Below are 25,830 nucleotides of genomic sequence, written 5' to 3' on the forward strand. Positions count from 1 at the left end.
TAATGTTACCTTTTCCGCTTTGTTCACTAAGTACTGTTTGCCAACAGCTAATAAAACTATCTCTTCAGCCTTTGGAAAATACTCATGATAAATCCTATAATCATGATCACAATACCTCCCCATAACACATTAATGTACGGGAATACAATGGCCTTCAACACAATGTAATCTTTAAAGGTACCAGACTCTTTCACCTGCAGCTCTACTTTATTTTCGTTGGGCAGTATTTTGCTGAAACGAACATATAGTGCCAGCGGTGCTACGGTATCCTCCACATTATTCTGATAACTGCTGTCACGGATATAATATACCGGTTGCAGGTTATACTGGTCATTATTTTTGCTGAATACCTCTACCTGTGCTCCTACGGCCAGATCTCCGGCTTTAGGCACATAGTTTTTATTCTGTGGCTTGGTATCCAGTCCTTTCAGTACCATAAATCCATTAGAGAAATAAATAGAATCCCCCTGCTGGATGACATGTGAACTGTATTGTGCAGTATCACTGCTGCCATCATCCTTGATAGGTACCGCTGTTACGTGGGTAAAAATATCCCGGGTAAGGTAGTGGCGGGAAGATGGATTAGGGGTAAGCCCCCCCATTTTATTATTTACAAAAGCATCCGGATAAAGGGTGAATTTTTCTGTTATCTCCCCTGTTTTCTTATCCTTTCTCTCGTAGTTAACTACATAATAGGTTTTAGCATCACCAGGGGCGGTAGAGTCACCCACATAAGTTACATAGTATTCCCCCATCTGCACCTGTAGTCCTCTGGGCAGCATCAGGTTTTCACGCGGGTTCTGTTTGCTTTCTTTACCAAAGAAACCGCCATCCAGCATACGCATACGGTCCAGTGAAATCACTTCACTTTTGGAAGAAGAGATCAGGATTCCCAGCAATACCAGACCAAAGCCGATATGCGCTACAGAAGCACCTGCAACTTTCATTTTACCTTTCAGTATCAGCAGCAGGTAACTCAGATTAGCCACCACTGCAAATACACTGGCAAACAACATGATATAGATGGCCACCAGGAACCCGGCACCATACTTATCATAAGTAATTGTTCCAAACCAGCCTATCAGCACCGTAATCACCAGTGAGGCAACCAATGGCAGCATGATCCGCTTAGTGAAAAAGCGTTTCTCCGTATCCTTATATTTCAGGTATTGGATCACCGCGGTCAGGACACCTATTACAATAGCAATCCAGATCTGGATTTTATTATAATGGAATTCCGGCTCCAGCGGAGGGGCCATATTCAGCTTAAACAGCTTGTTCCACACCGGTATGGAAGTAGTGAAAGTAATCTGGATAGCTGCTATCAACAACACCAGGGCACCCACAAACATCCAGAACTCACGGGAATAAGTACTTTCCTCTTTGTTTTTGGTAGGGATCTCCTTCCTGCGCAGGAAAAACAGGGTAAAGGCAGGAATAACAAACACCCCCATATACACCAGCAGCTGTCCGCTCATACCCAGATCGGTAAAGGAGTGTACAGAGGTTTCGCCTAATACGCCACTACGGGTCAGGAAAGTAGAGTATAAAATGAGGATAAAGGAAATCGTGAAAAAGAAGAACGTAGATTTCAATGCATGACCGGTATGCTTATAAGCCAGCAAAGTATGCAGGCCGGCTACCAGCGTCAGCCATGGTACCAGAGAAGCATTTTCTACCGGATCCCATGCCCAGTATCCGCCAAAAGTAAGTGATTCATATGCCCAGGCAGCTCCCATCATAATACCGGTACCCAATATCATGGTAGCAAACAAGGTCCAGGGTAATGCCGGTTTTATCCAGGAAGTATAATCCCTGGTCCACAGTGCTGCAAATGCGTACGCAAATGGAATAATGGTAGACGCAAAACCCAGGAACAGTACCGGTGGATGGATCACCATCCAGTAGTTTTGCAGTAATATATTCAGCCCGTTACCATCCTTTATAAAGCTCAGGTAATTAGGCTGGGAGAAGATGGGCGCAGCCTGGTTCTCTTCTGCCAGACGCAGTAACAGAAAGGGATTACTACCCACCCGATAGTTAAAGATGTAGATGCCAATGAGCATACTGGCCAGACAGAACTGGGCAAATGACAGCACAGTCATAACCGGTGCTTCCCATTTTTTGGCAGTGCAGATCAATACCACGCCTAATACACTATGCCATACACTCCACAACAGAAAACTTCCCTCCTGATCGGCCCAGAAACTGGCCAGCAGGTATGATACCGGCAAATCACGGGAGGAATTACGCCATACATATTTATATTCAAAATAATGATTGTACAATACAAAATACAACAGTCCGAAAACTGCAAATACGGATGCTACCTGAATAATAAATGACCAGCGGGCCAGTCGTTTCCAGGAGGTCTGTAATGTTACCTCTTTGATCTGTACCGTGCGGAAATAAGCGATAGTAGCCACCAACGATGCAACAAATGCAAGTATGGCGAAGAAATGTCCTAGTTGACCGGGCAGTAAGTGTTCCCCTACAAATTGTGTTTCCAAGATACTAGTTCTGAATGATGAATGAATAACGGGGGATAATGGATTCTTTAATGTTCCCAGGTAGCAGGTAGCACATCAGGGGAGCACAACGCCTGTTATTGGCCTCCTGAAAAAACCTGTTACCGGTCATCAATGTATATATTATAATTGTTTTGTACTCAGGGCCACCTGGTCCTCTTTGTACTTCGAAGGGCACTTCATCAGAATTTTGTTGCAGTGAAATTCGCCACCCTGCATTCTGCCGGTCAGTACAATCTGCTCTGCTTTCTCAAAATCTGTTGGTTTGGTACCGTAAAAAACCACCTTATGGGTTTCTCCGGTTTTATCTTTCATAAAGAAGCTGAAAAAATTGGCATCTTTTAATGGATCATAGGTCATTACCTGGGCAGTATCCAGCACGCCGATCACATGATACTCCTTGCCTTCTTTTTCCCTGGCGGTGGCAAAAGTTTCATAGGTACTAAAATCCCCTACCAGTGTCACTATCACACCGATAGACACTGCAATCACTACCAGGAGAATAATATTCGTTTTCTTCATTGCTAAATATTTGTGTTCTCATGCTCCTACACCCCTGGTTTATTATTCCCTGTCAGGCAATATATACCCCTGATAATATATGAACATGATACTTGTTTCCGTTGGACTTCAACAGCAACGTGCTTCCCCGCTGAATATCGCCCTTTTTCCCCTTCTAAAAGCCTTTGTTGCAAACGCGAAATTAACGCAAAATGACCGTTTAAAGACAATATTTATATAAATGGTAATTCTTTTTCTTCCCGGCACGGGCTATAAATGAACAGATCACTATCTTTGCGGCCAATTACGAAATGCATAACAATATCATGGCTGATTTATCTCAATTTGACCCCAACTCGGTGGGCTTGTTATCCAACAATGTTTTTGGGTTGCCTTTTTCTGAAGAAGAGGCAAAGCTGGTACTCTTACCAGTACCCTGGGAAGTAACTGTTTCTTATAATAATGGCACTGCCCGCGGGCCTGAACAAATATTCAGGGCCTCCCTCCAGGTAGACCTTTACGATGCAGACACCAAAGATGGCTGGAAACAAGGTTTTTTCATGCGTGAACCGGACAAACACCTCCTGCTCCGCAGCGATTACCTCCGTAAAGAAGCCGAATTGTATATCAAGTTCCTGACCGAAGGGGGAGATATCTCAGAAAATGAATTCTTAAAGAAAACGCTGGTAGATGTAAATAATGGTACCAGGGCTATGAACGACTGGGTTTATAATCAAACCAAAGCCCTGCTGGCCAAAGGCAAACTGGTAGCTCTCGTAGGTGGAGATCACAGCACTCCCCTGGGCTTTTTCAAGGCCATCGGAGAAAGCAAAGGCGATTTCGGTATCTTACAAATAGATGCCCATTGCGACCTGCGCGACAGCTACGAAGGATTCCAATACTCTCACGCTTCCATCATGTTCAATGCCCTGAAAGAAGTACCACAGTTACAGAAACTGGTACAGGTAGGGATCCGGGATTATTGTGAGGAAGAAGTAGATTATATTAATAACAGCAATGGACGGGTATCTACCTTTTTTGATAAGGAGATTAAAGAACGCCAGTTTGAAGGCGAAACCTGGAAATCCATCTGCGACAGCATCATAGATAAATTACCGCAGCAGGTATATATCAGCTTTGATATTGATGGACTGGATCCGAAACTATGCCCGCATACCGGTACACCTGTTTCCGGTGGTTTTGAAACCGAGCAGGTGCTCTACCTCTTCAAAAAGGTCATTGCCAGCGGCCGTAAGCTGATTGGATTTGATCTGAATGAAGTGAGTACCTCTCACGACGAATGGGATGCCAATGTTGGGGCCCGCATTCTGTTCAGAATGTGCAACCTGCTGGTAGGACAAAAGGCGTAAAGCTAAAAGAATAAAACAGGCAGTACAAACAACATAGCAGCACAGCACTATATAACATAACACTGGCAGCTAAAGGCTAACAGTTAGAACATAACGACAAACAACATAGCATAAACAGCTAATAGCTAACTGCTAAAAGCTAATAGCTTATGAACTACTCGCTTCGTATTCTGCATCCAAATACACCTGCCCGCTTGCGGTTACAACCCGTTATGCATGGGTTGGTAGGTATTTTGTTTTTATTCAACGGAATAGGTATTTATCGCAGTGCCCAGCCCAACTGGCTCATGGCCGTATTTTTCCTGCTGTTCGGCGCAGCCAGTATTGCATTTCCATTTTTCATGCGCCGTATAAAGAAGTTTACCGCAGTCAATACCATTGCCCGGTTAATACAAGCGTTTGTATGCCTGACGGGGTGTTTGTACTTTTTATCGCATATGATGCCGGTGATTGGTTTGCTGTTATTCCTGGTAGGCCTGGGTTTAGGCTATATCGGCTGGTCGGAGGTCAGGATTTTCCAACCCGTACATATTACGCTGGATAATACAGGTATTACGCTGCCGGGTGCCGCCTCTAAGCGCCTGATTGGCTGGAACCAGCTGAATAATGTAATTTTGCGCAACGACCTGCTGACAATTGACTTTAAAAACAACAGGATTATGCAGCTGGAAATACTGGACGAGCTGGATGCAACAAAGACAGCAGCGATCAATGAATTCAGTAAAAGCAGGATACAATAACCGCAGACAACGGTCAGCACAAAAAACAATTGCAACTATGGACCACTCAACAGTGACCATAGGCTATTAAAACACTTATGGCAGGATTAACACAATCACCTTATATTTTATACTCCGACGGAGCAGGTAACATCTTTGAAGATACCACCACCTTCGTTACCGGACGTAGTGGATGGGATGCATGGCCGGTACCACCGGAAGAATGGATAGAACTGCCGGAAGGTGGCTCTTTATATGAACTCCCTGGCCGCCGCGGTATTGGTATCAATGCTGCTACCGGCGAAATGGAGTTATGCGAGAAAGGATGGGCCGTTGCGGCATTTATTCCGCCTGCTCATACCGGCTTTTACCTCGCAGCGTATGAAACCATGCCAGATGCACCTACCCTGCCCCTGTTTTGCTATACAGCTGTAGGATGGCTGGACGGCAAATTCTATGTGCCTGCCACCCGTATCGAACAGGATATCCGCCAGGAATGTGCCGGCTTTGATGATAAAAAAGTAAAACAAGGAGTCAGCCAGCTGCTGGCCGCCTATCCGCATAATCGCCTGGTACAGCACTTGGCCGACAATTGCGCACTTACCTACCATTGCCCTGCAGCACGTAATTACTTTATGGGCCGGTGGGAATGCCCGATTCCTTCCTCTCCTGCCTGCAATGCTAACTGTGTTGGCTGTATTTCCTTTCAACCCGAAGAGGAAAGCATTGTATCCACACAGGACCGCCTCCGGTTTAAACCTACGGCAGAAGAAATTGTAGAGTATACCGTGCCTCACCTGGAATCAGCACCCTACCCTATCGTCAGCTTCGGACAAGGCTGTGAGGGCGAACCCCTGCTGATGTGGGAAACCATTCGCGAATCAATTATTGAAATCCGCAAACATACCCCTAAGGGAAGTATTAATATTAACACAAACGGCAGCAAACCGGATGCGGTGCGCGCACTTTGCGAAGCAGGGCTTAACAGCATACGGGTAAGCTTAAACTCTGCACAGGAAAAATATTATACGCCTTATTACCGGCCTAATAACTACACTTTTGAAGATATCGTGGAAAGCCTGAAAGTAGTCCGGGAATTTGGAGGATGGACATCTATCAATTACTTTGTATTCCCTGGAATGACAGACAGTGCGGATGAATATGAGGCCCTGCGCAAACTGATCAAAGATACCGGACTGAATATGATCCAGTGGCGTAATTTCAATATCGACCCCGACTGGTACATGGGAAAACTCGGTATTACAGATACCGGCGATTGCCTGGGTATGAAACAATTACAGGAACTCATCCAGGAAGAATTTCCTGATGTGAAGTTCGGTTATTTCAACCCTCCCATGGAGAGGATCAAAGGTGACTACTCCCATGATTTTGCCCATTACTGATCAGCAATAGCTTTTTACAATACTGCCTAACTTAAAAACCGGCAGCTATAAAAACAAGATGGCTTTGAGTACAAACGAGGTAATTACCCGGTTGCTCAAAGCCATTCTTCTATAAAGTACTGTTATTAATCCACGCTGTACATGATTGGTCATTCTGCTCCACCTCAGGAGGCTACTACCATTTTTTCAGGTATGGGCAGCGGCACATCTTCCGGTTCAGCAGCTTTTATCTTACGCTGCAAGAGAACAAATCCCAACACGGCCAGCAAACAAATACTACCGGTGATCCCCCACCAGGCAGGAAACCCTAAATGACCTACCACATAGGCTCCTAAGGAAGGAGACACTACATTGGCTACAGCATAGGCCATGGTATAAAGTGCCGCATACTGCCCCCTGTTGTGATCCGTGCTCCTGCTGATCCAGAAACTGTTCATAAAAGGCATGCCCAGCATTTCCCCTACCGTGATAAACAATATATAAAATACCGCCACCGCTGTTACGGGAGGCAACAAGGATAACATCCAATAGGCCATGCTGATCACCAGCACACCACGGGAAATGTAATACAGGTTCGACCGCTTACCTTCCAGCCGATATACCAGCACCATCTCTACCAACGCTATAATGATGCCGTTTAATGCCAGGATCAGGCCAATCCCCCATTCGCTGATATGCACCACTTTTTTAAGATAAACAGGCACAATCGTAGTCATCTGGAAGAAACACAGCGAGTTTAACATCACCAATACTACAAACCAGAGGTATAGCTTATCCTTATAGGCACTTTTGCCGGTTGCTGGATGGGTAGCCGCTTTGACAATGGCCTCCTGCCGTACCTGCGGCAGTCTGAGCCGCAGGAATATTGCCGCAACAATACAGGTAAAGCCATCTACCCAGAATAGCAGGTGATAACTGTAACTGGCCAGGATTCCGCCCACTGCCGGACCTACCGACCAGCCCAGGTTAGCAGCCAGACGGTTCAGGGAGTACGACCGGGTCCTGTTGGCCGGTGCGCTGTAATAAGCTACTGCTGCAGCATTCGCTGGCCGGAAAGCCTCTCCTACTGAACTCAATACAAATATACACGCGCATATCTGCGGCAATGTCTGCATCTGCCCCAGTGTCATAAACAAGACCCCGGTGAAGAACAGACTCCAGAACTGTACCTGCGAAAATCCTATCTTGTCGGCAAGGCGTCCGCCTATATAAGCTCCTAAAACTGAGCCCATTCCAAAAAATGCCATCGCCAATCCGGCTTCTGCTATGCTGAAGTGCAGATCCAGGGTGAGATACATGGTCATAAAAGGAATCACCATCGTGCCACTACGATTAATCAGCAGTACAACAGACAGCCACCAGATAGAAGGAGATAATCCGGTATAAGCTTTGCGGTAAAGATGTATGGTTTGTTGTATAAAATTCATAATGCACCACGAAATTAGCGGGTTCGCCAACATCCGCCAACGGGCAAATGACAACCGGAGTTTATCACTTACAACATGGATTTAACAGATAAAATATTAACTTTGAAATATTCGTGGCGGGGATACCTTTAATGATGTTATTATGCAGGAAAAGAACGACCAGAAAAATATAAAAGCTTTTGCTATCACCATCGGCGTACATGCGCTGGTGTTGCTGGCACTTGTATTTGCAGGCTTTTCAGCTCCTCCACCCCTGCCGGATCAGGATCTGGGGATGGAAGTAAACCTCGGTACTTCTGATGATGGGATGGGTGATGAACAACCACTCAATCCTAACCCTCCCAGTGCGGCAGCGCCCACCCCGGCAGCAGCACAGAATGAACCGGTAGCATCTAAAGACAATGCCACCGCGGAAGAAATTGCTACCCAGGATGAAGAAGATGCCCCTGAAATTACCAAGCCGGAAAAACCGGTGGTAAAACCAAAGGAAATTCCTAAAAACCTGGAACCTAAACCCGTAAAAACTACAAAGAAGCCTACACCAACGCCTCCTACTCCGGCACCGCCAGCTCCCAAACCAAAGGCAGTATACACCGGAGGAACAGGCAATAACGCCAATAGCGGCAATAATGCCAATGGATCCAATAACTCCACCGGCGAAGGTAATACCGGCCGCCCTGGCGACCGGGGGCAAATCAATGGCGATCCTAACGCGAGTGGATATACTGGCGGCGGACTGGGAGGTGGTAAATCCGATTTCCGCCTCAATGGCAGAAACCTGATCAGCCGCCCACAGGCTACTTATGAGGGAACAGAATCCGGTTACATTGCAGTCAATATTAAAGTAGATCAGCAGGGTAATGTCATCGAAGCTGCTCACAGCCTGAAAGGATCTACTTTAAATAACTCCCGTCTTGTAGAAATTGCGAAGAAAGCAGCAAGGGAAATTAAGTATAATGCAAGTCCCAATGCTCCTGAAGTACAATTCGGTACCATCCGGTTCTATTTCAAAGTGCAGTAAAATAATTTATATCCGCTTTTATAAATGGCAGGTACCCCGGAAAACAATACCCTGTAGCCGGTTTGCCTGTCATTTTTGTAATTGCCTTTGCCACTTTTATTATTCACTTTTAACGCTGCCAACTATGACACTGCCAATAAGCTTGCGTTTTTTGCGTTATAACTCCAACCATATCCAGGTTCCAATATGATATTGAGTATTGTCCGTGTCTTTTTGTCCGTTATTGTTTTATGTTGCTTGTTAGCCACAGCACAGGCCCAATCTTTTGCTGGTTACCACAACAGTCATTATGCCGGTATCTACGGCGTACTCTCCAATCCGGCCAGTGCTGCCGGCAGCCGGTACAAATGGGATGTGAATATTATTGGAGCAGATGTAAAAGGAGGGAATACTTACGCCAGCTTCCCCAAAGATGTACTGTTTAATTTTCCGGATAGCTTCCGACGCAATGATAATTATTTTCTGGATACTGCGGCTACCCGCAAGCAAAATGGCTGGGGCACTGCGGAAGTGCTGATGCCATCTGCATTATATGCCATTGATGAAAAACAATCCGTAGCCTTTACCTGGCGTATCCGCAGTGCTGCCAATGGGGGTAATATCAATCCTAAAACAGCTAATTTCTTTGGATTGGACTTTCCTAATCCCAGATTTGATGGCAATCATTATTCAATAGACTACGGTGCAGCATCGGTGCACATGTGGAACGAATTTGGCTTCACCTATGCCCGCGTGATCAAGGATGACATGATCCATAGATGGAAAGCCGGCGCTACCCTGAAATACCTGAGTGGTATAGCGGCCGGCTATGGAGTAGTAAAAGATGCCAACTTTACACTCAATTCAAGAACCAGTGGTACCATCGGTAGCGGTACAATGCACTATGCCTATAATATGGATGCAGATCATTGGGAAGAACCCTATATGCGTAATTACAAACTGTTTGAAAACCCTGGTGTAGGCCTTGACATAGGCATGATCTATGAATGGCGGCCGGATGCAGATGGTTTTGGTAGTTATGGCAATAACGACAGCTACAACCCGGATGCGGATGAATATAAAGTACGTATCGGGGTAAGCGTTACAGACATCGGTGGCATCATGTACGATAAATCAAATGTAAGTGCCGACCTGGACCTGACCAGCGAGAACATTAACCCGAATGAACTTAAAGTAAAGAAGAAAGAAAGTCTTCAGCAATATGGCCGGCGGCTCAATCAATTGTTTACCCCGCTGGAGCGCAAGGACAAATTTTATATGACCTTACCCACTGCCTTGCACGTGATGGCCGACTATAACATTGATGGCCGTTTTTTTGTGAATGCGAATGCGGTAGTCGCGATTACCAGTGGCAAAAGCGATTACAGCAAAACCTATATGATGACCCAGCTGCAGGTAACTCCCCGTTTTGACAGCAAACATTTTGGCGCTTACCTGCCTTTGGTGATCAATAAAAACGGGCAGGCAGATGCCGGTGTCGGAATACGCATTGGCCCGTTACTCATCGGGTCCAATAGTATTTTTTCCAACCTTTTCCGGCAGCGCATTGATCATGCAGATGCTTTTGTAGCTTTGCGGGTAATTCCTATCCATTTTAACCGGAAGGAACGCGGTAGCGGAGGCGGCAGGAAAGGCCAGCTGGGCTGCCCTACAAACCTGTAAATTATTTATGAGTAATACTCCATACCAACAAACGCTGACATATCTGTACGAACAGCTACCCATGTTTACCAGGGTAGGCGCTACAGCATTAAAAAAAGACCTGCATAATACAATAGCACTCTGTGCACTACTGAACAATCCCCAGGAAAAATTCAAATCCATACATATCGCCGGTACCAATGGCAAAGGATCTACCAGCCATATGCTGGCAGCTATCTTTCAGCAGGCGGGCTATAAAACAGGATTATATACCTCCCCTCACCTGGTTGATTTCAGAGAACGTATCAAAATAAACGGGCAAATGATTCCGGAAGCGCAAGTGGTTAATTTCGTGGAATCACTCAAACCACAGATTGAGATTATCCAACCTTCCTTTTTTGAGCTTACCGTGGCAATGGCCTTCCAGTATTTTGAGCAGGAAAAAGTGGATATTGCCGTCATAGAAGTAGGTCTGGGCGGCAGGTTAGACAGCACCAACATTATTACACCGGCGCTGTCTGTTATCACCAATATCAGTTATGACCATATGAATATACTGGGCAATACGCTGGCTGAAATAGCCGCGGAAAAAGCCGGTATTATTAAGAAAGGAATTCCTGTGGTGATCAGCGAAACCCAAACGGAATCACAACCCGTATTTAATGCCACAGCGGCAGCCAAAGAGGCACCCATTTCCTTTGCCGACCAGGAATGGCTGGTAGAACAGAGTAAACTGAATGTAAGCAACCTGGAATTATCGCTGTTAAATACCCGGCACAACCAGGTAAAACACCTCACCCTGGACCTCAATGGTCAATACCAGGAAAAAAATGTAATGGCGGTATTATCAGCGGTCAGCATCATGCAGCAACAAGGATGGCATTTGCCGGAGGATGCCGTAAATACGGCATTAATGCATGTTAAAAAACTGACCGGCCTGCGCGGCCGTTGGGATGTGATCAACACCCACCCGCTTACTGTACTGGATGTGGGACATAATGAAGCGGGTATCACAGAAATCATGCAGCAACTGATGCATGTGAACTACCAGCAACTACACATTGTACTGGGTTTTGTAAAAGATAAGGAAGTAGAAAAAGCGCTCGCATTATTCCCTCCTGCTGCTACCTATTATTTCTGTAAAGCACAGATTCCCCGTGCACTGGATGAGGTAGAGCTGGCCAATATGGCCCTGCAAAAAGGATTAAAAGGCCATCCATATGCATCCGTGCAGGAAGCCTTTCAAATGGCCAGACAACATGCTCATAAAGACGATATGGTGCTTGTATGCGGCAGTTGTTTTATTGTGGCCGAAGCCATCTGATGCGGCCGGTTACCAGGCGTTGATAGTAATGATAATCAGCAAAGTTCTTTCAAGTGCAGCAATGCATAAAAGATACAGTTGGCATGCAGGCTTTGCAGGATCTTATTTTCTTTCAACAATTGCTTCAGATCTGCCAAAGGCATCAGTACCACTTCTATTTCTTCATTATCATCTAACTGCTGCGCCTGTATTTTCTTTCCACCGGTAGCCAGGAACATGTAGGTAAGGTTATTGCTGGACGCCGGATTAGGTGCAATAGACCCTAAAGGAATCAGGATATCAAAAGCATAACCGGTTTCTTCCAGCAGTTCTCTGCGCATCGCAAATTCAGGAGAAGGATCATCAGGATCCATTGTTCCTCCGGGCACTTCCAGGATCGTTTGCCCATATCCGTGCCGGTATTGCCGGATCATAACTACCATACCATCTTCGGTAATCGCTACCGCATTTACCCAATTGGCATACTCCAATACATAATAAGGATCTACCAGTTTGCCTCCCGGTGTGATACAACGGTCTTTACGTGCGGTAAGCCAGGCATCTTTGAAGAGGTATTCAGAGTCTAATAATTTCCAGTCCAATGCAGTCATTTAAATTAATTTGCCGGTTATATTACACAACAGCTTTACCATAGCGGTACGCTGTATATTTTACCAGTTCATGCTTGCTTTCAGGTTCATGATATGTGCCAGGTGGTGCTTGCCATGCCAGGCATAATTAGCGGCCTGGGTTTTCAGGTTAAAACTCCTGCCCTGCTCCGGATGCACAAAGGTACGGTCCCAGGCTTCATCCGGCAGCCGGTCCATCAGGTTGGCCCAGCGCATATGTAAGGCATGCAGCAAGGTGATAGATACATTGATCGGCGTGTATTGCACATCTGCCAGCTTTACCCAGGCATCCTGATCATATGGCTTTATCACCGGATTATCTTCTGTGAGTGCCAGCTTAAAACGGGTAATAGCATTGATATGGCTATCAGCCAGATGATGCACTACCTGGGCTAGTGTCCACCCTCCAGGGCGATAAGGTGTTTCCAGCTGAAATTCATCCAGGTGCTGTACCGCAATCTCTATTAAAGTGGGCAACTGCCGGATATCATGAATATAACCGATCACCATTGCGGCTGAATAATGAGGCAATACCTCAAAGCGGCCGATGGGATATTGAAGCGCTTCCATGATAATAGATTAAATGGTTTATAGCGGAAAGTATTAATCTTCCCGGAGATCCCTCCCTGTAAGCTGAATAAAGACATCTTCCAGCGTGGCCTTCTTCACTTCCTTTTTCCGGTCAAATCCCTGTGCTACCAGCTTGTCGATCAGCCCGTCCGGAGAATCCAGCGCAATAATCTCCCCACTGTCCACAATGGCACAGCGATCACATAAAAACTCCGCTTCATCCATATAATGTGTGGTGATCACTACCGTAGTACCCTGCTTTCTTACCTCCTGGATCAAATCCCAGAGATTGCGGCGGGCTTGCGGATCCAACCCTGTAGTAGGTTCATCCAGAAAAATGATCCTGGGCTTATTAATCAATGTAGTAGCAATGGAAAAACGTTGTTTCTGCCCGCCGGACAGCTCTTTATATTTGGCACGTGCTTTATCTTCCAGATTAAACATGCCCAGCAACTCTCTTGGATTTACTGGCCTGTTGTACAGTCCCCCAAACAATTCTATCAATTCCATCAGGTTAAGCCCGGGATAATAACCAGAGCTTTGCAGCTGTACCCCAATGATCTTCTTAATGCTTTCCGGCTCCTCATCCAGGTTAATACCATCCACGACTACTGTTCCGGAAGTTTTATCCCTTAATGTTTCAATAATTTCAAGTGTAGTGGACTTACCAGCACCATTAGGTCCTAATAAACCAAAGATTTCATTTTCATAAACATCAAAGCTGATACCCTTTACCGCCGTAAAATCCCCGTACTTTTTAACCAGGTTTTTTACTTCAATAATCTTTTTCTTTTCCATGGCACCAAATTACACCAAAGCGGGGGTTCATGCAATAAATATTTATAACAGCGGGGCGCACCAAAAAGTAAAGTGAAGAGCTGGGAATCCCTCAAACAATGGCTTGCTTCCATCCAGGCCCGGAATTAATAAGGGCTGGCCATTTCAGTTGGCCAGCCCCTTGTTAAGATTAATTGCTTTCAGGACATATTTATTCCATCAGCGCTATTACTTTTTAATAAAAACCTGGGTAAAGAAAGTGATTTTGCCTTTACCTTTTGCGGTACCTATACCGATCAGGTTATAATTACCCAGCATATTGCGGCGGTGTCCCGGGCTTTTGATCCATCCGTTTACCACCCCTTCAGCATCCAGGCTGCCATAGGCTACGTTTTCAGCTGCGGAGGCTACGGTGCCCATTTTCTTGGAAATAACAGATACCCGCTCCTCAAAGCCTTCATGTCCGAATCCCGTACTGCCATTTGCCATATCCCGGCTATGCCGGCGCGCCTGCTGGCTGATGTTTTCTTCCAGTTGCAAAGGTGCCAGTCCTTTCGACTTCCGGAATTTATTCGTGTAATACAGAATCTGCTCTTCCATGTTACCGGAAACAGCCTCGGTGCTGTCACGTCCTCCGGTTACCGGACGGCTGCAGGCAGATGCTTCCATAACAGCAAAAAATGTAACCAGTAGCAAAGCCCATTTACGGAGCTGATAACTCAACATACGGTTTTAATAATTTATGATTAAAATGAATACTTAACGTAAGTATAGATGAAAATATTGGGCCAAAGTTTAAAAGGCTGTGCCCTTTGTAAGAACACAGCCTCTAAATCAATTACTAACAACAAATATTATTTCTGATTGGTTACATCCTGCCAGATGTCCATCAGGTTTTTAGATCCGATAAAAATAGGTACCCGCTGATGTAACTGCATGGGTTTCAGTTCCAGCAACCGTTGGCGTCCATTGGCCATCGCTACCCCACCTGCCTTTTCCACAATGAAAGACATGGGATTACACTCATAACAAAGCCGTAAACGCCCGGATATATACTTGCCAAAAGCTGGATACATAAAGATACCTCCCTGGATAAGGGTGCGGTGGATTTCTGCCACCATACATCCTATAAAACGATGACGGTATACTTTATCGTTCTCATTGCGGGCGATGAAAAAGTCGACTGCACGACGCACATTCTCCTCATAAAAATTATAGTACCCCATGTTCACAGAAAAAATATCACTATCCGGAGGGCATTTCAGATTGGGATGCGATAAACAAAACTCTCCAATAGACGGATCCAGGGTAAAGCCCTGTACACTACGGCGGGTAGCATATACCAGCATGGTAGAAGAACCATAGATCACATACCCGGCTGCTATCTGCTGCGTACCCGGCTGCAGAAAATCCTCCAGCTGGCACGCTGTGCCATTAGGGGTAAGCCTGCGGTAAACGGAAAAGATGGTGCCTATAGATACATTCACATCAATATTGCTGGAGCCATCCAGGGGATCCATCAATACCACATATTTTGAATTTTTGGAGTATTCGTCTTTAAAGGGAATAAAGTCTTCGTTTTCTTCAGAGGCCACTCCACAACAGTAAATACTGCTTCTCAGCGAGTTGATAAACTGGTCGTTCGCAAACTCATCCAGTTTCTTCACCGACTCTCCCTGCACATTGGTTTTACCAGCTTCTCCTAAAATATCTGCAATCCCTGCCTTGTTTACTTCTACGTTTACCCGCTTGGCTGCTAACCCAATATCACGCAATAAACCTGATAACTGACCAGTAGCGCCGGGGTAATTCCGTAATTCCTGAATAGTAAACTCGTCCAGAGTCATTACATTTTGCTTGTCGTTCATAACGTTAATAGGTTTTTTTCGGTAGGGCGAAATTAACGGAATTAGGCTGATTTCAATAGAAATGTCATTTCTGTGTAAACACATTTTTAAACAATTCTAAAGTTGCCGTACTTTGCCAATAATTTTTCAAGAGAAGACAATTAATCATATGAAGGTTTTCAAGTTTGGCGGGGCAAGTTTAGAAAGTGTTGAACGTATTCAGCAGGTAGCTAAAATATTACAGGCTTTTCCGGAAGAAAAGCTGTTGATTGTTATTTCGGCCATGGGCAAAACCACCAATGAACTGGAAAAAGTGGCCCAGAACTATTTCATGCGTAAACGGGAAATAGCCGCCCAACTCCTTTTTAATGTGGAACAACAGCACCTCCAGGTAGCCGAAGGCTTGCTGGGCAACCGTGAACATCCCCTGTTTACACAACTCCAGCAATTCTTTACAGAGGCGGAATGGACCCTGGGAGAAAAACCCCTCCGTAACTATGATTATTACTATGATCAGCTGGTAAGCCTGGGCGAACTGCTGAGCACCGCTATCGTAAGTGCCTATTTTAACCAGATCGGGGTAGCCAATATCTGGCTGGACGTAAGGGATGTATTCCGTACGGACAACAACTTCCGGGATGCGAATATCGACTGGGAATTTACCCAGCGCCAGGTAACAGAAAAGGTGGTCCCCCTTTTTAATAAAACAGGGATTGTCATTGCCCAGGGGTTCATCGGCAGTACAGACCAGAATGAAAGCGTAACCCTGGGACGGGAAGGCAGTGACTATTCCGCAGCCGTATTTGCCAATATGCTGGACGCGGAAAGCCAAACTATCTGGAAAGATGTGGAAGGCCTTAAAAATGCCGACCCTAAACTCTTTCCCAACACCATCAACATTCCCGAAATCAGTTATAGCGAGGTGATCGAAATGGCATTCTATGGTGCACAGGTTATACACCCTAAAACCATTAAGCCCCTGCAAAACAAGCAGATCCCCCTGTACGTAAAATGTTTCCTGGATAAAAACCTGCCAGGTACTGTGATCAAGGAAGAGGTAGACGTGAAACAACTCCCTCCTATCATTGTGCTGAAAAAGAACCAGGTATTGCTCACCATCACCTCCCGCGACTTCTCCTTTATTACAGAAGACAAGATCAGCGATATCTATGAGATCTTCCACGGGCTTAAAATAAAGATCAACCTCATGCAAAACGGGGCCATCAGCTTTTCCTGCTGTATTGACAATAACCCCGAAAAGATCGAGCTCCTGATCAAAACCCTGCATCAGGGCTTCAAGATCTCCTACAATGAAGGACTGGAACTCCTTACTGTACGCTATTACCAGAATGGGCTACTGGAAGAGCTGAGCCGGAACAGGACCATAATGCTGGAACAAAAATCTGCGGCCACCATCCAGTTGCTGATGAAGTAAAATTATCCAGTGCCATATTTTTTAAACTTTTCTTGCAACTTTTTTCCTTTCCATTCGTCTTTATAAAAAACGAGGATATGAAAAAGGTTTTTGCACTATCATTTCTGAGCCTTGTTGCAGTGGTATCCTTTGCCTGGCAAACTGCCAGCAATCAACAGGCTCCTCCTGGTCCGGACTACAATATGGAAATAGTCCCATTGTACCTGATGACCGCCAGTTGCTTCCAGGATGCGCTGCAAGGCCGCGGCAATATAGCTCCTGCAAGCGATATTGTTTTTCCCACGGATATTTACCAATGCCGTAAACCTGAAGCATTCGACTGGAATAAGCTCAAAACAGTGATTACCAATGCTGTTGGCACCTATAGGATTCATTAATCCTGTTTATCCCCATAACTGTACACACATAGTAGGAAACCCTTGCAACTGTAGCCAGCTGCCCTTTTAAACCATTTTTTCAGACTGAGATTATGAATAAATTCATAGTAATAGGATGCCTATTGCTTCTTATTATGCAAAATATAACCGCTCAAAATACTCCTTCCGCCCGGATATCTATAAAGATCACAGATGACGCTGGCAAGGCTTTGCCCTTTGCCAGCGTACTGATCCGTAAGGTGAAGGATTCCACCCTCCTGAAGGGGGAAATGAGTAACCCCGACGGACTATGTACTTTTGATAATGTCCCCGCCGGCCACTATTTTATAGAGGCTTCCCAAATGGGTTATACCTTACAAAAAACCCAGCCATTTACCATAAATGGGCAAAGCACCTCACTCCAACTCAAACCCCTCTCCTTGCCAATAGCTCCTAAAAATCTGCAGGCAGTGAATGTAACCGCCCAAAAACCTTTTATTGAAAGAAGTGGTGGTAAAACCATCCTCAATGTAGAAAGCAGCATCGCCGCCAGCGGAAATTCTGCCCTGGATGTATTACGGAAAGCACCAGGCGTAACAATAGATAAAGATGAAAACGTGCTCATAAAAGGTAAACAGGGTGTGACCATTATGATTGATGGCAAACTGACTTACCTCACCGGTGACCAACTGAGCAACCTGCTTAAAAGTACACCCAGTGAAACCATCTCACAGATAGAGATCATCACCAGCCCTTCTGCAAAATATGATGCTGCCGGCAACAGTGGCATCATCAATATCAAAACAAAAAAAGGAAAACTGACCGGTATCAATGGTACTATCACTGGTGGTATTGGTGATGGCAGATACCCGGGGTATAATATTGGTACCACCCTTAACTGGCGTACCAACAAATTTAACCTCTTCGGCAACTATGACTATTCCAGCCGGGAAGCCTTCATGACACGCCACCTTACCCGGAAAATCACCGGTGATCAGATATTATTCTTTGACCAACAGGTGTACCAGAAAAACCTGTTTAACAGGAATGCCTACAAAGCTGGGATAGATTATTTTATTACCCCACGTCAAACCATTGGTGTATTGGTAACGGGCTATTCAAGCGGATTTGACGGTAACGCCACCAGTGCTACAAACATCAGCCGCTTAGGCGCCAAACCGGATTCTGTACTCAATACCCTTAACAACAGAAATTCCCGCTTCAACAGCACTACATACAACTTAAACTATAAAATAGAACTGGATACCAGTGGCTCTGAAATCACAGTTGACGGAGATTATGCCCGGTTTGGAAGCACCAGGTTAGTACATCTGAATGATAGTATGTACGACACCCGCAGCCAGTTGAATAAAAATGCCACCGGCATCCGCAACCTGGCCGCTTCAACTATCAATATCAAAAGCCTGAAGGCAGATCTTGTACTTGCGCTGAATAAAACCTCCAAACTGGAAGCTGGTGCCAAAGTGAGCTTTGTAACTACTGAAAATGCCTTGAACTACGATTCCCTGCAAAATGGTATCTATGTGCCAGCGCTCTCACAGAATAATCTGTTCACCTACAAGGAAAATGTCCTGGCAGCTTATGCCACTTATAAAAAACAATTTGCCAAACTGGATTTCCAGGTGGGACTGCGGGTGGAACAAACTACCTCTGATGGCAATTCCGTTACACTCAAAAACCAGGTAAAACGTACTTATCTCGATCTGTTCCCCAGCGGCTCCGTTGACTATAAATTCAGTGATGCACATAAGCTATCCCTGGCATATACCAGCAGGATCAACCGGCCGGATTATGAACAACTCAACCCGTTCCTGTTTTTCCTGGATAAATATACCTATGCGCATGGCAACCCTTTCCTGAAGCCAGAATATGCCTATAACACCGAACTGTCTTATATCTTCAAACAGAAATATATCGCTACCCTCGGATACAGCCATACCAGCGATATTATTTTTGAATACCTGGACCAGAATGATGAAACCAAAATTACCACCAGTACGGCGCTGAACTTTACCAGCCTGAATAATTACAGCCTGGCGCTTACCCTGCCTTTCGATTTCACTAAATGGTGGAACTCCAGCAATAACGCCAACTTTGTTTACAACCGTTATGTGCTCCGGGAAAACAACCTTGACCTGCAAAATGAAAAACTCCAATATAATATCAACAGCAATAACACCTTTACTTTGCCTCATGATATAAAGCTGGAAGCCAATGTATTCTACAACTCCCCTTTTATTGAAGGAATCTTTAATGGTAAAGCGCAGTTTGGTGTAGATGCCGGGATACAGAAAAGTATCCTTAAAAAGAAGGCTACCCTGAAGTTTAACGTAAATGATGTATTCAATGATGGAAACAGATTCAGAGGCATTGCCAAATACAACAATGTGGATATGACGATTTACAACGTATGGCAAACCAGGAGATTTTATTTTTCTGTGACCTATCGATTTGGCAACAGCGAAATAAAAGCCGCCCGCCAAAGGGAAACCGGTACTTCTGCAGAACAGAAAAGAGCAGGCTGATACGTTACTTAATCATTTGCATCATCTGCTGGATGAGCAACATAATACTGGTAGGATATATCCCCAGCCCTACCAGTAGTATCACCAGCAAAGCCAGTGTAATATTACCTGCTAAGGGCAAAGAAGGTTTGATTACCGTAACAGGTGCGGTGTCAGCAGTTTTAAACATAATGGCAATGATGCGGATATAATAATACAACCCGATCACACTATTGATCACCAGCATAAACAGGAGGAACCACAGGTTGCCATTTACGCCTGCCATCACGATATAAAATTTCCCGATAAATCCGGCCGTAAGCGGAATCCCTGCCAGGGAAAGTAACATAGCGGTAAATACGGTGGCTATCCATGGATAACGCCAGAAAAGCCCCCGGTAATCCTCCAGGGTTTCTGCATCCTGTATACTGCTCGACATTACAATGAGCACCCCAAAAGCCCCGATACTCGTAATGAAATATGCAACCAGGTAAAAGGCAATAGCTTCCAATCCGGTTTGCACCCCCGATAAAAATGCAACCAGCAAATATCCCATATGTGCAATGGAAGAGTAGGCTAATATACGTTTGATGTTTTGCTGGGTTAAAGCCAGCCAGTTGCCGACAAACATAGATGCCACCGCTATTACCGCAATAATCCACCACAACTCCGTATACCTGCTGGCATGAATATCCTGGTAAAACCGGATCAGCACTACCAGTACCCCCCCTTTTGAAATGGTAGCAATAAAAGCAGATACCGGCAACGGCGCTCCTTCGTAAATATCAGGAGCCCACATATGAAAAGGTACAATCCCCAGCTTAAATCCTATTCCTACCAGCATCATCGCAAATCCTGCCATCACAGTTACCGGCATATATTGCGCGTTTTGCAGGGCAGCACCTATCCCCGGAAAATCCATTTTGCCGGTAAAGCTGTACACCAGCGCCATTCCAAACAACAAAAACGCAGAAGATATGGCTGCCAGCATCAGGTACTTGATCCCTGCTTCATCAGAACGCTCCCGCGCACGCAGGTAAGCAATCAATCCATATAAGCTGATACTTAATGTTTCCAATCCCAGGAATAAAGACATAAAATGACGGCTGATCATCAATACCAGTGCACCTATAGTAGCTAATATCAGCAGGAGGTAATATTCTTCTTTCCGCTCTTCCCGCTCTTCAAAGTAATTGTAAGACAATAACAGGATGATAAACCCTGCGGTTACAATCAGTCCCGTATTAAACCAGGCAAACAGATCAATCACAAACAAAGGGGGTATGGCATGCGGAATATATTGTGTGATGGGTACAATAGATAGCATGGTTAATATAAAAGCCAGCACAGTAAAACTGTATACGATGCGGTGATTACGCTTTATGGCTACCAGCAGCATCGCTAATATTGCTGCAGCGATCAACGTGATCAATGGGCCCAGACTCATGAAATCAGCAAATGACATACTTTATCTTTTTCGTATGGTATAATGATAGCCTGTTTTCACGACCTCACTTACTGCAGGCATTTTACTTTTCACGGCATTCAATACTGGTTGCGGATAGATCCCCAGCCAGAAAATAACAATGATCAATGCACCCACAATCAATTTTTCCCGCACATTTAAATCCGGTAATGCATATTCCCGGTTAGTAGTGCCAAAAAATACCTTTTGCATAATCCGGAGGGAATAAATAGTAGCGATCACCAACCCGGTGGTAGCTAATATGGTAAGCACTTTATTCGCCTGCCAGCTGCCTACCAGAATAAGAAACTCTGCTACAAAGTTGCCCAACCCCGGCAGTCCCAGCGATGCCATCACAAAGATGAGTGTCGTACTTCCCATTACCGGCAGCAATGGCCATAGCCCCCCCATTTTCTTCAACTCCCTGGTATGGATACGTTCATACAAAGCACCCGCCAGTATAAACAAGGCGCCTGTACTGATACCATGTGTGATCATCTGCATTACCACTCCCTGGTAAGCCAGCTCATTAAAGGCAAAGGCGCCTAGCAGCACAAATCCCATGTGGCTTACACTGGTATACGCAATCAACCGTTTAAAGTCCCTTTGTGCAAAAGCCAGCTGTCCGCCATATAAAATCCCTATCACTCCTATCAGCATCGCTGCCGGGGCAATTTCACGGGCGGCTTCCGGAAATAACGGCAAGGCAAAACGTAATATGCCATATGCACCGGTTTTTAATAATAACCCTGCCAGCACCACACTGCCTGCTGTGGGTGCTTCTGTATGTGCATCGGGCAACCAGGTATGGAAAGGTACGGCTGGCAGTTTCACCACAAAGGCAATCAGGAATCCCAGCAGCAATAGCCGTGCAGTATCCTGTGCCATATCTGTATTCAGCAGATCAAAATAATTAAACGTGTATACATTAGTGTGATACGCATGTACAAAGTACAACCCTAATATGGACAGCAGCATTAATAATCCACCGGCCTGAGTAAAAATGAAGAATTTGTTGGCTGCATATTCCCGGTGCTCATGCCCCCAGATACCAATCAGGAAATACATCGGGATCAGCATCATTTCCCAGAAAAAGTAAAACAGGAACAGGTCCATCGTTAAAAAAACACCTGTAATGCCTGCCAGTACAAACAACAGGTTGAAATGAAAGAACCCCACTTTTTTATCTATCTCCCGCCAGGAAATCAACACTGACAATGCACCCAGAAAAAAAGTAAGTGCCAGCATCAGCATACTCAATCCATCCATCGCCAGGTGCAGGCTGATCCCAAACTGCGGTACCCATTGCTGTTGCCAGTTGTACATCCAGTGCTGTTGTGATAACAAGGTACCGGTATCCGCGCTGATCCATATACATGCTATCACTACCAGGTTGATCAACAGACTGCACAAGGCAATACACCGGCACAACAACCGGCTGTAAGCCGATGCGATCCAGGAGAGCAATGCCCCGGCAAGTAATACTAAGAGAAGGATAAGCAATACCATGGTTAATTTTTTGAGCTATTAGCTTTTAGCTGTTAGCCTTTAGCTGATTATGTTTTGTTTTGAGCTATTCATACAGTCTCCATATCAATACCGACAAAATCACCACAGCGCCAACTAACACGCCCATAATATACCAGCGTAATATGCCGCTTTGTGTGCGTGCGGTAACATCATGCAACCAGGTGGTGAGCCGGGCGATACCTGTGTATATTTTGTCTACCATATCCCTGCGGTTCATGCGGGCAGTATACACAAATGGACGTACCAGCAGGCGGTTGTATAATGCATCAAAATCCCATCCCCGCAGCCACCACTGACGGCACCAGGCCATCACCTCCGATTCGAAAAAGTCTACCATCCCCGCCGGCCGTTTGATGACCCATATATAGGCGAGATAAATGCCAATGAAAGATAGTCCTGCGGCAATCCCTTGCGATGCCCATTCCAATGCAAGAGATTCTTCTGTCAGCACCGTGGCCGGTAATACCGGTAATAACCAGTGACTGAACAGTGTAACATGCCCCATTGTATGAGGTAGCTCGATAAAGCCTCCTATGGTAGACAGCAATGCCAGGATATACAAAGGGATCATCATATTGCTGCCAGGCAGATGTCCTACATGGCTTTTTGCCTGACCATAAAAAGTGAGGAATACCATGCGGAAGGTGTACATAGCAGTGATGAAAGCCCCCAACACAGCCACTGCCCAATACACTTTTCCACCACCGGCTGCAGCACCTGCCAGCCAAACGATCTGGTCTTTACTGTAAAAACCTGCGGTGATAAAAGGAATGGCTGCCAGTGAGGCCGAGCCTATCAGAAACACCTGGAACACCTGGGGTAATAATTTTTTAAGCCCTCCCATTTTAAACATATCCTGCTCATGATGCAAGGCAGTGATCACCGCCCCTGCCGCCATAAACAACAGAGCTTTGAAAAAAGCATGAATCACAAAATGAAAAATAGCGGCCGACCATGCACCTACGCCTAACGCCAGGAACATATACCCTATCTGGCTCATGGTGGAATACGCGAGTACACGCTTGATATCCGTTTGCACCAAAGCACTGAAGCCGGATAATAACAAAGTAGCAGCACCTATGATCGCCGTCACCGTTTGTGCAGTAGGTGACAATTCAAATAAGGTATGTGTGCGGGCTACCAGGTATACCCCGGCGGTAACCATCGTGGCCGCATGTATCAATGCACTGACGGGGGTAGGGCCCGCCATCGCATCGGGCAACCAGGTTTGTAAGGGTAGTTGCGCTGATTTACCTACTGCGCCGCCTAATAGTAACAAAGCAATTACCGTCACTACCGGATCACCACTATGCCATAACTGAGGTGCTTTCTCCAGTATTTCAGGAATCTGTAAGGTACCGGTGTACTGATACAGCAGGAATAAGCCAATAGCCATCGCAGTATCACCTACACGGGTAACAATAAACGCTTTTCTGGCAGCATACCCGTTTGCCGGATCTTTGTACCAGAACCCGATCAACAGGTAACTGCATAATCCCACTCCTTCCCAGCCCAGGTATAACAATAACAGGTTATCCGCCAATACCAGCATCAGCATAGCCCCTACAAACAGGTTCATACTGGCAAAGAAACGGGCATAGTCCTCATCATCTGCCATATACCCGGTAGAATAGACATGTATCAGAAAGCCTACAAACGTAATCACCCCTACAAAGGCAAACGATAAGGCATCCAACCGGAAATCAATCCCAATATTAAATCCGTCCAGCCCTATCCATGTCCATAAATGCTGCCATATTCCCCCGTCCCCTGCTCCCATGAGTTGTGCTCCTGCCACAAAAGTAACCAGGGCGGCCAGTCCTACGCTGCCACAACCAATAACGGAAACAGCCATACGGCTTACCTGTTTCCAGCATAACAGCAGGATCAAAGCACCTGCAAAGGGTAAAGCGGGAATAAGCCAGATCATTATCCTTTCATTTTGCTTGCCTCATCACTATCCAGTGATTTCAGCTGGTGATACAACTGTAATATCAGTGCCAGTCCTACCGACACTTCTGCTGCCGCCATAGCCAGGATGAACATAAACATCACCTGCCCTTCTGCCTGCCCCCAATGCGCTCCTGCTACGACAAAGGCCAGTGCGGCCGCGTTCAGCATGATCTCTACGGATAATAACATGAAGATGATATTACGCCGCATCAGCACACTGATCAGCCCCAGCACAAATAAGATCCCTGCCAACGTCATCCCGGCAGTTGTTGGGTTTATACTCATGTTGCCTTATTTTCAAGAAAACGATGCAGGATCTTCTGCTTCTGCCTGCCCAGATGATAAGCGCCTACAATGCCTGCCATCAGCAACATCCCGGTGAGTTCTACTGCCAGCATATAAGGACCAAATAATGCGATCCCCACAGCCTTGGGATCCACCACCACCATCCCCGTTTCGGGCTGCCTGGTTTGCAGAATCAGGTACACCAGCTCTCCTAACAATACCAGGCAGAACAAGGCCGGCACGATCCATATCCGCGGCTGCAGCCACGCTTTTTCCTGCGCAGCCGAAGGGCCACCCAGGTTTAGCATCATCACAAAAAAAATGATCAATACCATGATAGCCCCTGCATATACAATGATTTCCAATACCGCCACAAAGGGAGCTCCATAGATGTAGAGGATCACCGCCACCGATAAGAGGGAAACAATCAGGTACAACAATGCATGCATGATGTTATACCGGGTAATCACCATCACGGTAGAGATGACTGCAATTGCAGCTGCTATGTAAAATGCAATGCCCATAGTGCTGATAATTAATAACAG

22 protein-coding genes are annotated in these 25,830 nt (G+C 45.6%); 9 read left to right on the forward strand and 13 right to left on the reverse strand.

Annotated elements, in window-relative coordinates; all coding sequences use genetic code 11:
* Positions 1–56 precede the first annotated feature (56 nt).
* Entirely contained in the window at positions 57–2,510 is a 2,454-nt protein-coding gene (gene ccsA, locus ABR189_RS11075) for a cytochrome c biogenesis protein CcsA (protein WP_354660551.1), read from the reverse strand.
* A 141-nt stretch (positions 2,511–2,651) separates the two neighbouring features.
* Positions 2,652–3,050, reverse strand: coding sequence for a cytochrome c maturation protein CcmE domain-containing protein (locus ABR189_RS11080; RefSeq protein ID WP_354660552.1), 399 nt, complete (start codon positions 3,048–3,050; stop codon positions 2,652–2,654).
* Positions 3,051–3,355: 305 nt separating this feature from the next.
* Here ABR189_RS11080 and ABR189_RS11085 point away from each other — a divergent pair, with 305 nt between their 5' ends.
* The 3 genes from ABR189_RS11085 (at position 3,356) to ABR189_RS11095 (ending at position 6,521) form a co-directional block, all read left to right on the forward strand.
* The gene (locus ABR189_RS11085) at positions 3,356–4,399 is read left to right on the forward strand and encodes an agmatinase family protein (protein WP_354660553.1); all 1,044 of its coding nucleotides are present in this window, start codon (positions 3,356–3,358) and stop codon (positions 4,397–4,399) included.
* A gap of 149 nt (positions 4,400–4,548) precedes the next feature.
* Positions 4,549–5,139, forward strand: coding sequence for a hypothetical protein (locus ABR189_RS11090; protein WP_354660554.1), 591 nt, complete (start codon positions 4,549–4,551; stop codon positions 5,137–5,139).
* Between the two features lie 77 nt (positions 5,140–5,216).
* Complete coding sequence (locus ABR189_RS11095; RefSeq protein ID WP_354660555.1) at positions 5,217–6,521, forward strand: radical SAM family protein; 1,305 nt, start codon at positions 5,217–5,219, stop codon at positions 6,519–6,521.
* A gap of 164 nt (positions 6,522–6,685) precedes the next feature.
* Here ABR189_RS11095 and ABR189_RS11100 read toward each other — a convergent pair whose 3' ends face one another.
* Entirely contained in the window at positions 6,686–7,948 is a 1,263-nt protein-coding gene (locus ABR189_RS11100) for an MFS transporter (RefSeq protein ID WP_354660556.1), read from the reverse strand.
* Between the two features lie 142 nt (positions 7,949–8,090).
* Between ABR189_RS11100 and ABR189_RS11105 the strand changes: the two genes are divergently transcribed.
* The 3 genes from ABR189_RS11105 to ABR189_RS11115 all read left to right on the forward strand — a co-directional run bounded on the left by ABR189_RS11105 (position 8,091) and on the right by ABR189_RS11115 (position 11,934).
* Complete coding sequence (locus ABR189_RS11105; protein WP_354660557.1) at positions 8,091–8,969, forward strand: hypothetical protein; 879 nt, start codon at positions 8,091–8,093, stop codon at positions 8,967–8,969.
* 237 nt (positions 8,970–9,206) lie between these two features.
* Positions 9,207–10,631: a DUF5723 family protein gene (locus tag ABR189_RS11110; RefSeq protein ID WP_354660558.1), complete on the forward strand. Its 1,425-nt coding sequence runs from the start codon at positions 9,207–9,209 to the stop codon at positions 10,629–10,631.
* 7 nt (positions 10,632–10,638) lie between these two features.
* Complete coding sequence (locus ABR189_RS11115; protein WP_354660559.1) at positions 10,639–11,934, forward strand: bifunctional folylpolyglutamate synthase/dihydrofolate synthase; 1,296 nt, start codon at positions 10,639–10,641, stop codon at positions 11,932–11,934.
* Positions 11,935–11,969: 35 nt separating this feature from the next.
* On the opposite strand, the gene ABR189_RS11120 is transcribed toward ABR189_RS11115, so the two are convergent.
* The 5 genes from ABR189_RS11120 to fbp all read right to left on the reverse strand — a co-directional run bounded on the left by ABR189_RS11120 (position 11,970) and on the right by fbp (position 15,757).
* Positions 11,970–12,524: an NUDIX hydrolase gene (locus ABR189_RS11120; protein ID WP_354660560.1), complete on the reverse strand. Its 555-nt coding sequence runs from the start codon at positions 12,522–12,524 to the stop codon at positions 11,970–11,972.
* A gap of 60 nt (positions 12,525–12,584) precedes the next feature.
* Complete coding sequence (locus ABR189_RS11125; protein WP_354660561.1) at positions 12,585–13,112, reverse strand: YfiT family bacillithiol transferase; 528 nt, start codon at positions 13,110–13,112, stop codon at positions 12,585–12,587.
* Positions 13,113–13,145: 33 nt separating this feature from the next.
* Entirely contained in the window at positions 13,146–13,910 is a 765-nt protein-coding gene (locus ABR189_RS11130; RefSeq protein WP_354660562.1) for an ABC transporter ATP-binding protein, read from the reverse strand.
* Positions 13,911–14,117: 207 nt separating this feature from the next.
* Positions 14,118–14,615, reverse strand: coding sequence for a CAP domain-containing protein (locus ABR189_RS11135; protein WP_354660563.1), 498 nt, complete (start codon positions 14,613–14,615; stop codon positions 14,118–14,120).
* A 128-nt stretch (positions 14,616–14,743) separates the two neighbouring features.
* Positions 14,744–15,757 carry a class 1 fructose-bisphosphatase gene (gene fbp / locus ABR189_RS11140; protein WP_354660564.1) on the reverse strand — a complete coding sequence of 338 codons (1,014 nt, stop codon included), beginning with the start codon at positions 15,755–15,757 and terminating at the stop codon, positions 14,744–14,746.
* Between the two features lie 148 nt (positions 15,758–15,905).
* Between fbp and ABR189_RS11145 the strand changes: the two genes are divergently transcribed.
* From ABR189_RS11145 to ABR189_RS11155, 3 genes are all read left to right on the forward strand, one after another.
* Positions 15,906–17,171 carry an aspartate kinase gene (locus tag ABR189_RS11145; RefSeq protein ID WP_354660565.1) on the forward strand — a complete coding sequence of 422 codons (1,266 nt, stop codon included), beginning with the start codon at positions 15,906–15,908 and terminating at the stop codon, positions 17,169–17,171.
* A 77-nt stretch (positions 17,172–17,248) separates the two neighbouring features.
* Entirely contained in the window at positions 17,249–17,548 is a 300-nt protein-coding gene (locus ABR189_RS11150) for a hypothetical protein (RefSeq protein ID WP_354660566.1), read from the forward strand.
* Between the two features lie 134 nt (positions 17,549–17,682).
* Positions 17,683–20,073 (forward strand): TonB-dependent receptor domain-containing protein, encoded by a 2,391-nt coding sequence (locus tag ABR189_RS11155; protein ID WP_354660567.1) that lies wholly within the window; start codon positions 17,683–17,685, stop codon positions 20,071–20,073.
* Between the two features lie 4 nt (positions 20,074–20,077).
* On the opposite strand, the gene ABR189_RS11160 is transcribed toward ABR189_RS11155, so the two are convergent.
* From ABR189_RS11160 to nuoJ, 5 genes are all read right to left on the reverse strand, one after another.
* Positions 20,078–21,517, reverse strand: coding sequence for an NADH-quinone oxidoreductase subunit N (locus ABR189_RS11160; RefSeq protein WP_354660568.1), 1,440 nt, complete (start codon positions 21,515–21,517; stop codon positions 20,078–20,080).
* Between the two features lie 3 nt (positions 21,518–21,520).
* The gene (gene nuoM, locus ABR189_RS11165) at positions 21,521–23,026 is read right to left on the reverse strand and encodes an NADH-quinone oxidoreductase subunit M (protein ID WP_354660569.1); all 1,506 of its coding nucleotides are present in this window, start codon (positions 23,024–23,026) and stop codon (positions 21,521–21,523) included.
* 64 nt (positions 23,027–23,090) lie between these two features.
* Positions 23,091–24,977: an NADH-quinone oxidoreductase subunit L gene (gene nuoL / locus ABR189_RS11170; protein ID WP_354660570.1), complete on the reverse strand. Its 1,887-nt coding sequence runs from the start codon at positions 24,975–24,977 to the stop codon at positions 23,091–23,093.
* Positions 24,977–25,285, reverse strand: a complete 309-nt coding sequence (nuoK, locus tag ABR189_RS11175; protein WP_354660571.1) for an NADH-quinone oxidoreductase subunit NuoK — start codon at positions 25,283–25,285, stop codon at positions 24,977–24,979. Before nuoK ends, nuoL begins: the two co-directional genes overlap by 1 nt.
* On the reverse strand, positions 25,282–25,809 hold the full coding sequence (gene nuoJ / locus ABR189_RS11180; RefSeq protein ID WP_354660572.1) for an NADH-quinone oxidoreductase subunit J: 528 nt from the start codon (positions 25,807–25,809) through the stop codon (positions 25,282–25,284). The genes nuoK and nuoJ overlap by 4 nt, the downstream gene beginning before the upstream one ends.
* Positions 25,810–25,830 lie beyond the last annotated feature (21 nt).

Source organism: Chitinophaga sp. H8 (assembly GCF_040567655.1).
In the GTDB taxonomy this organism is placed as follows: Bacteria; Bacteroidota; Bacteroidia; order Chitinophagales; family Chitinophagaceae; genus Chitinophaga; species Chitinophaga defluvii.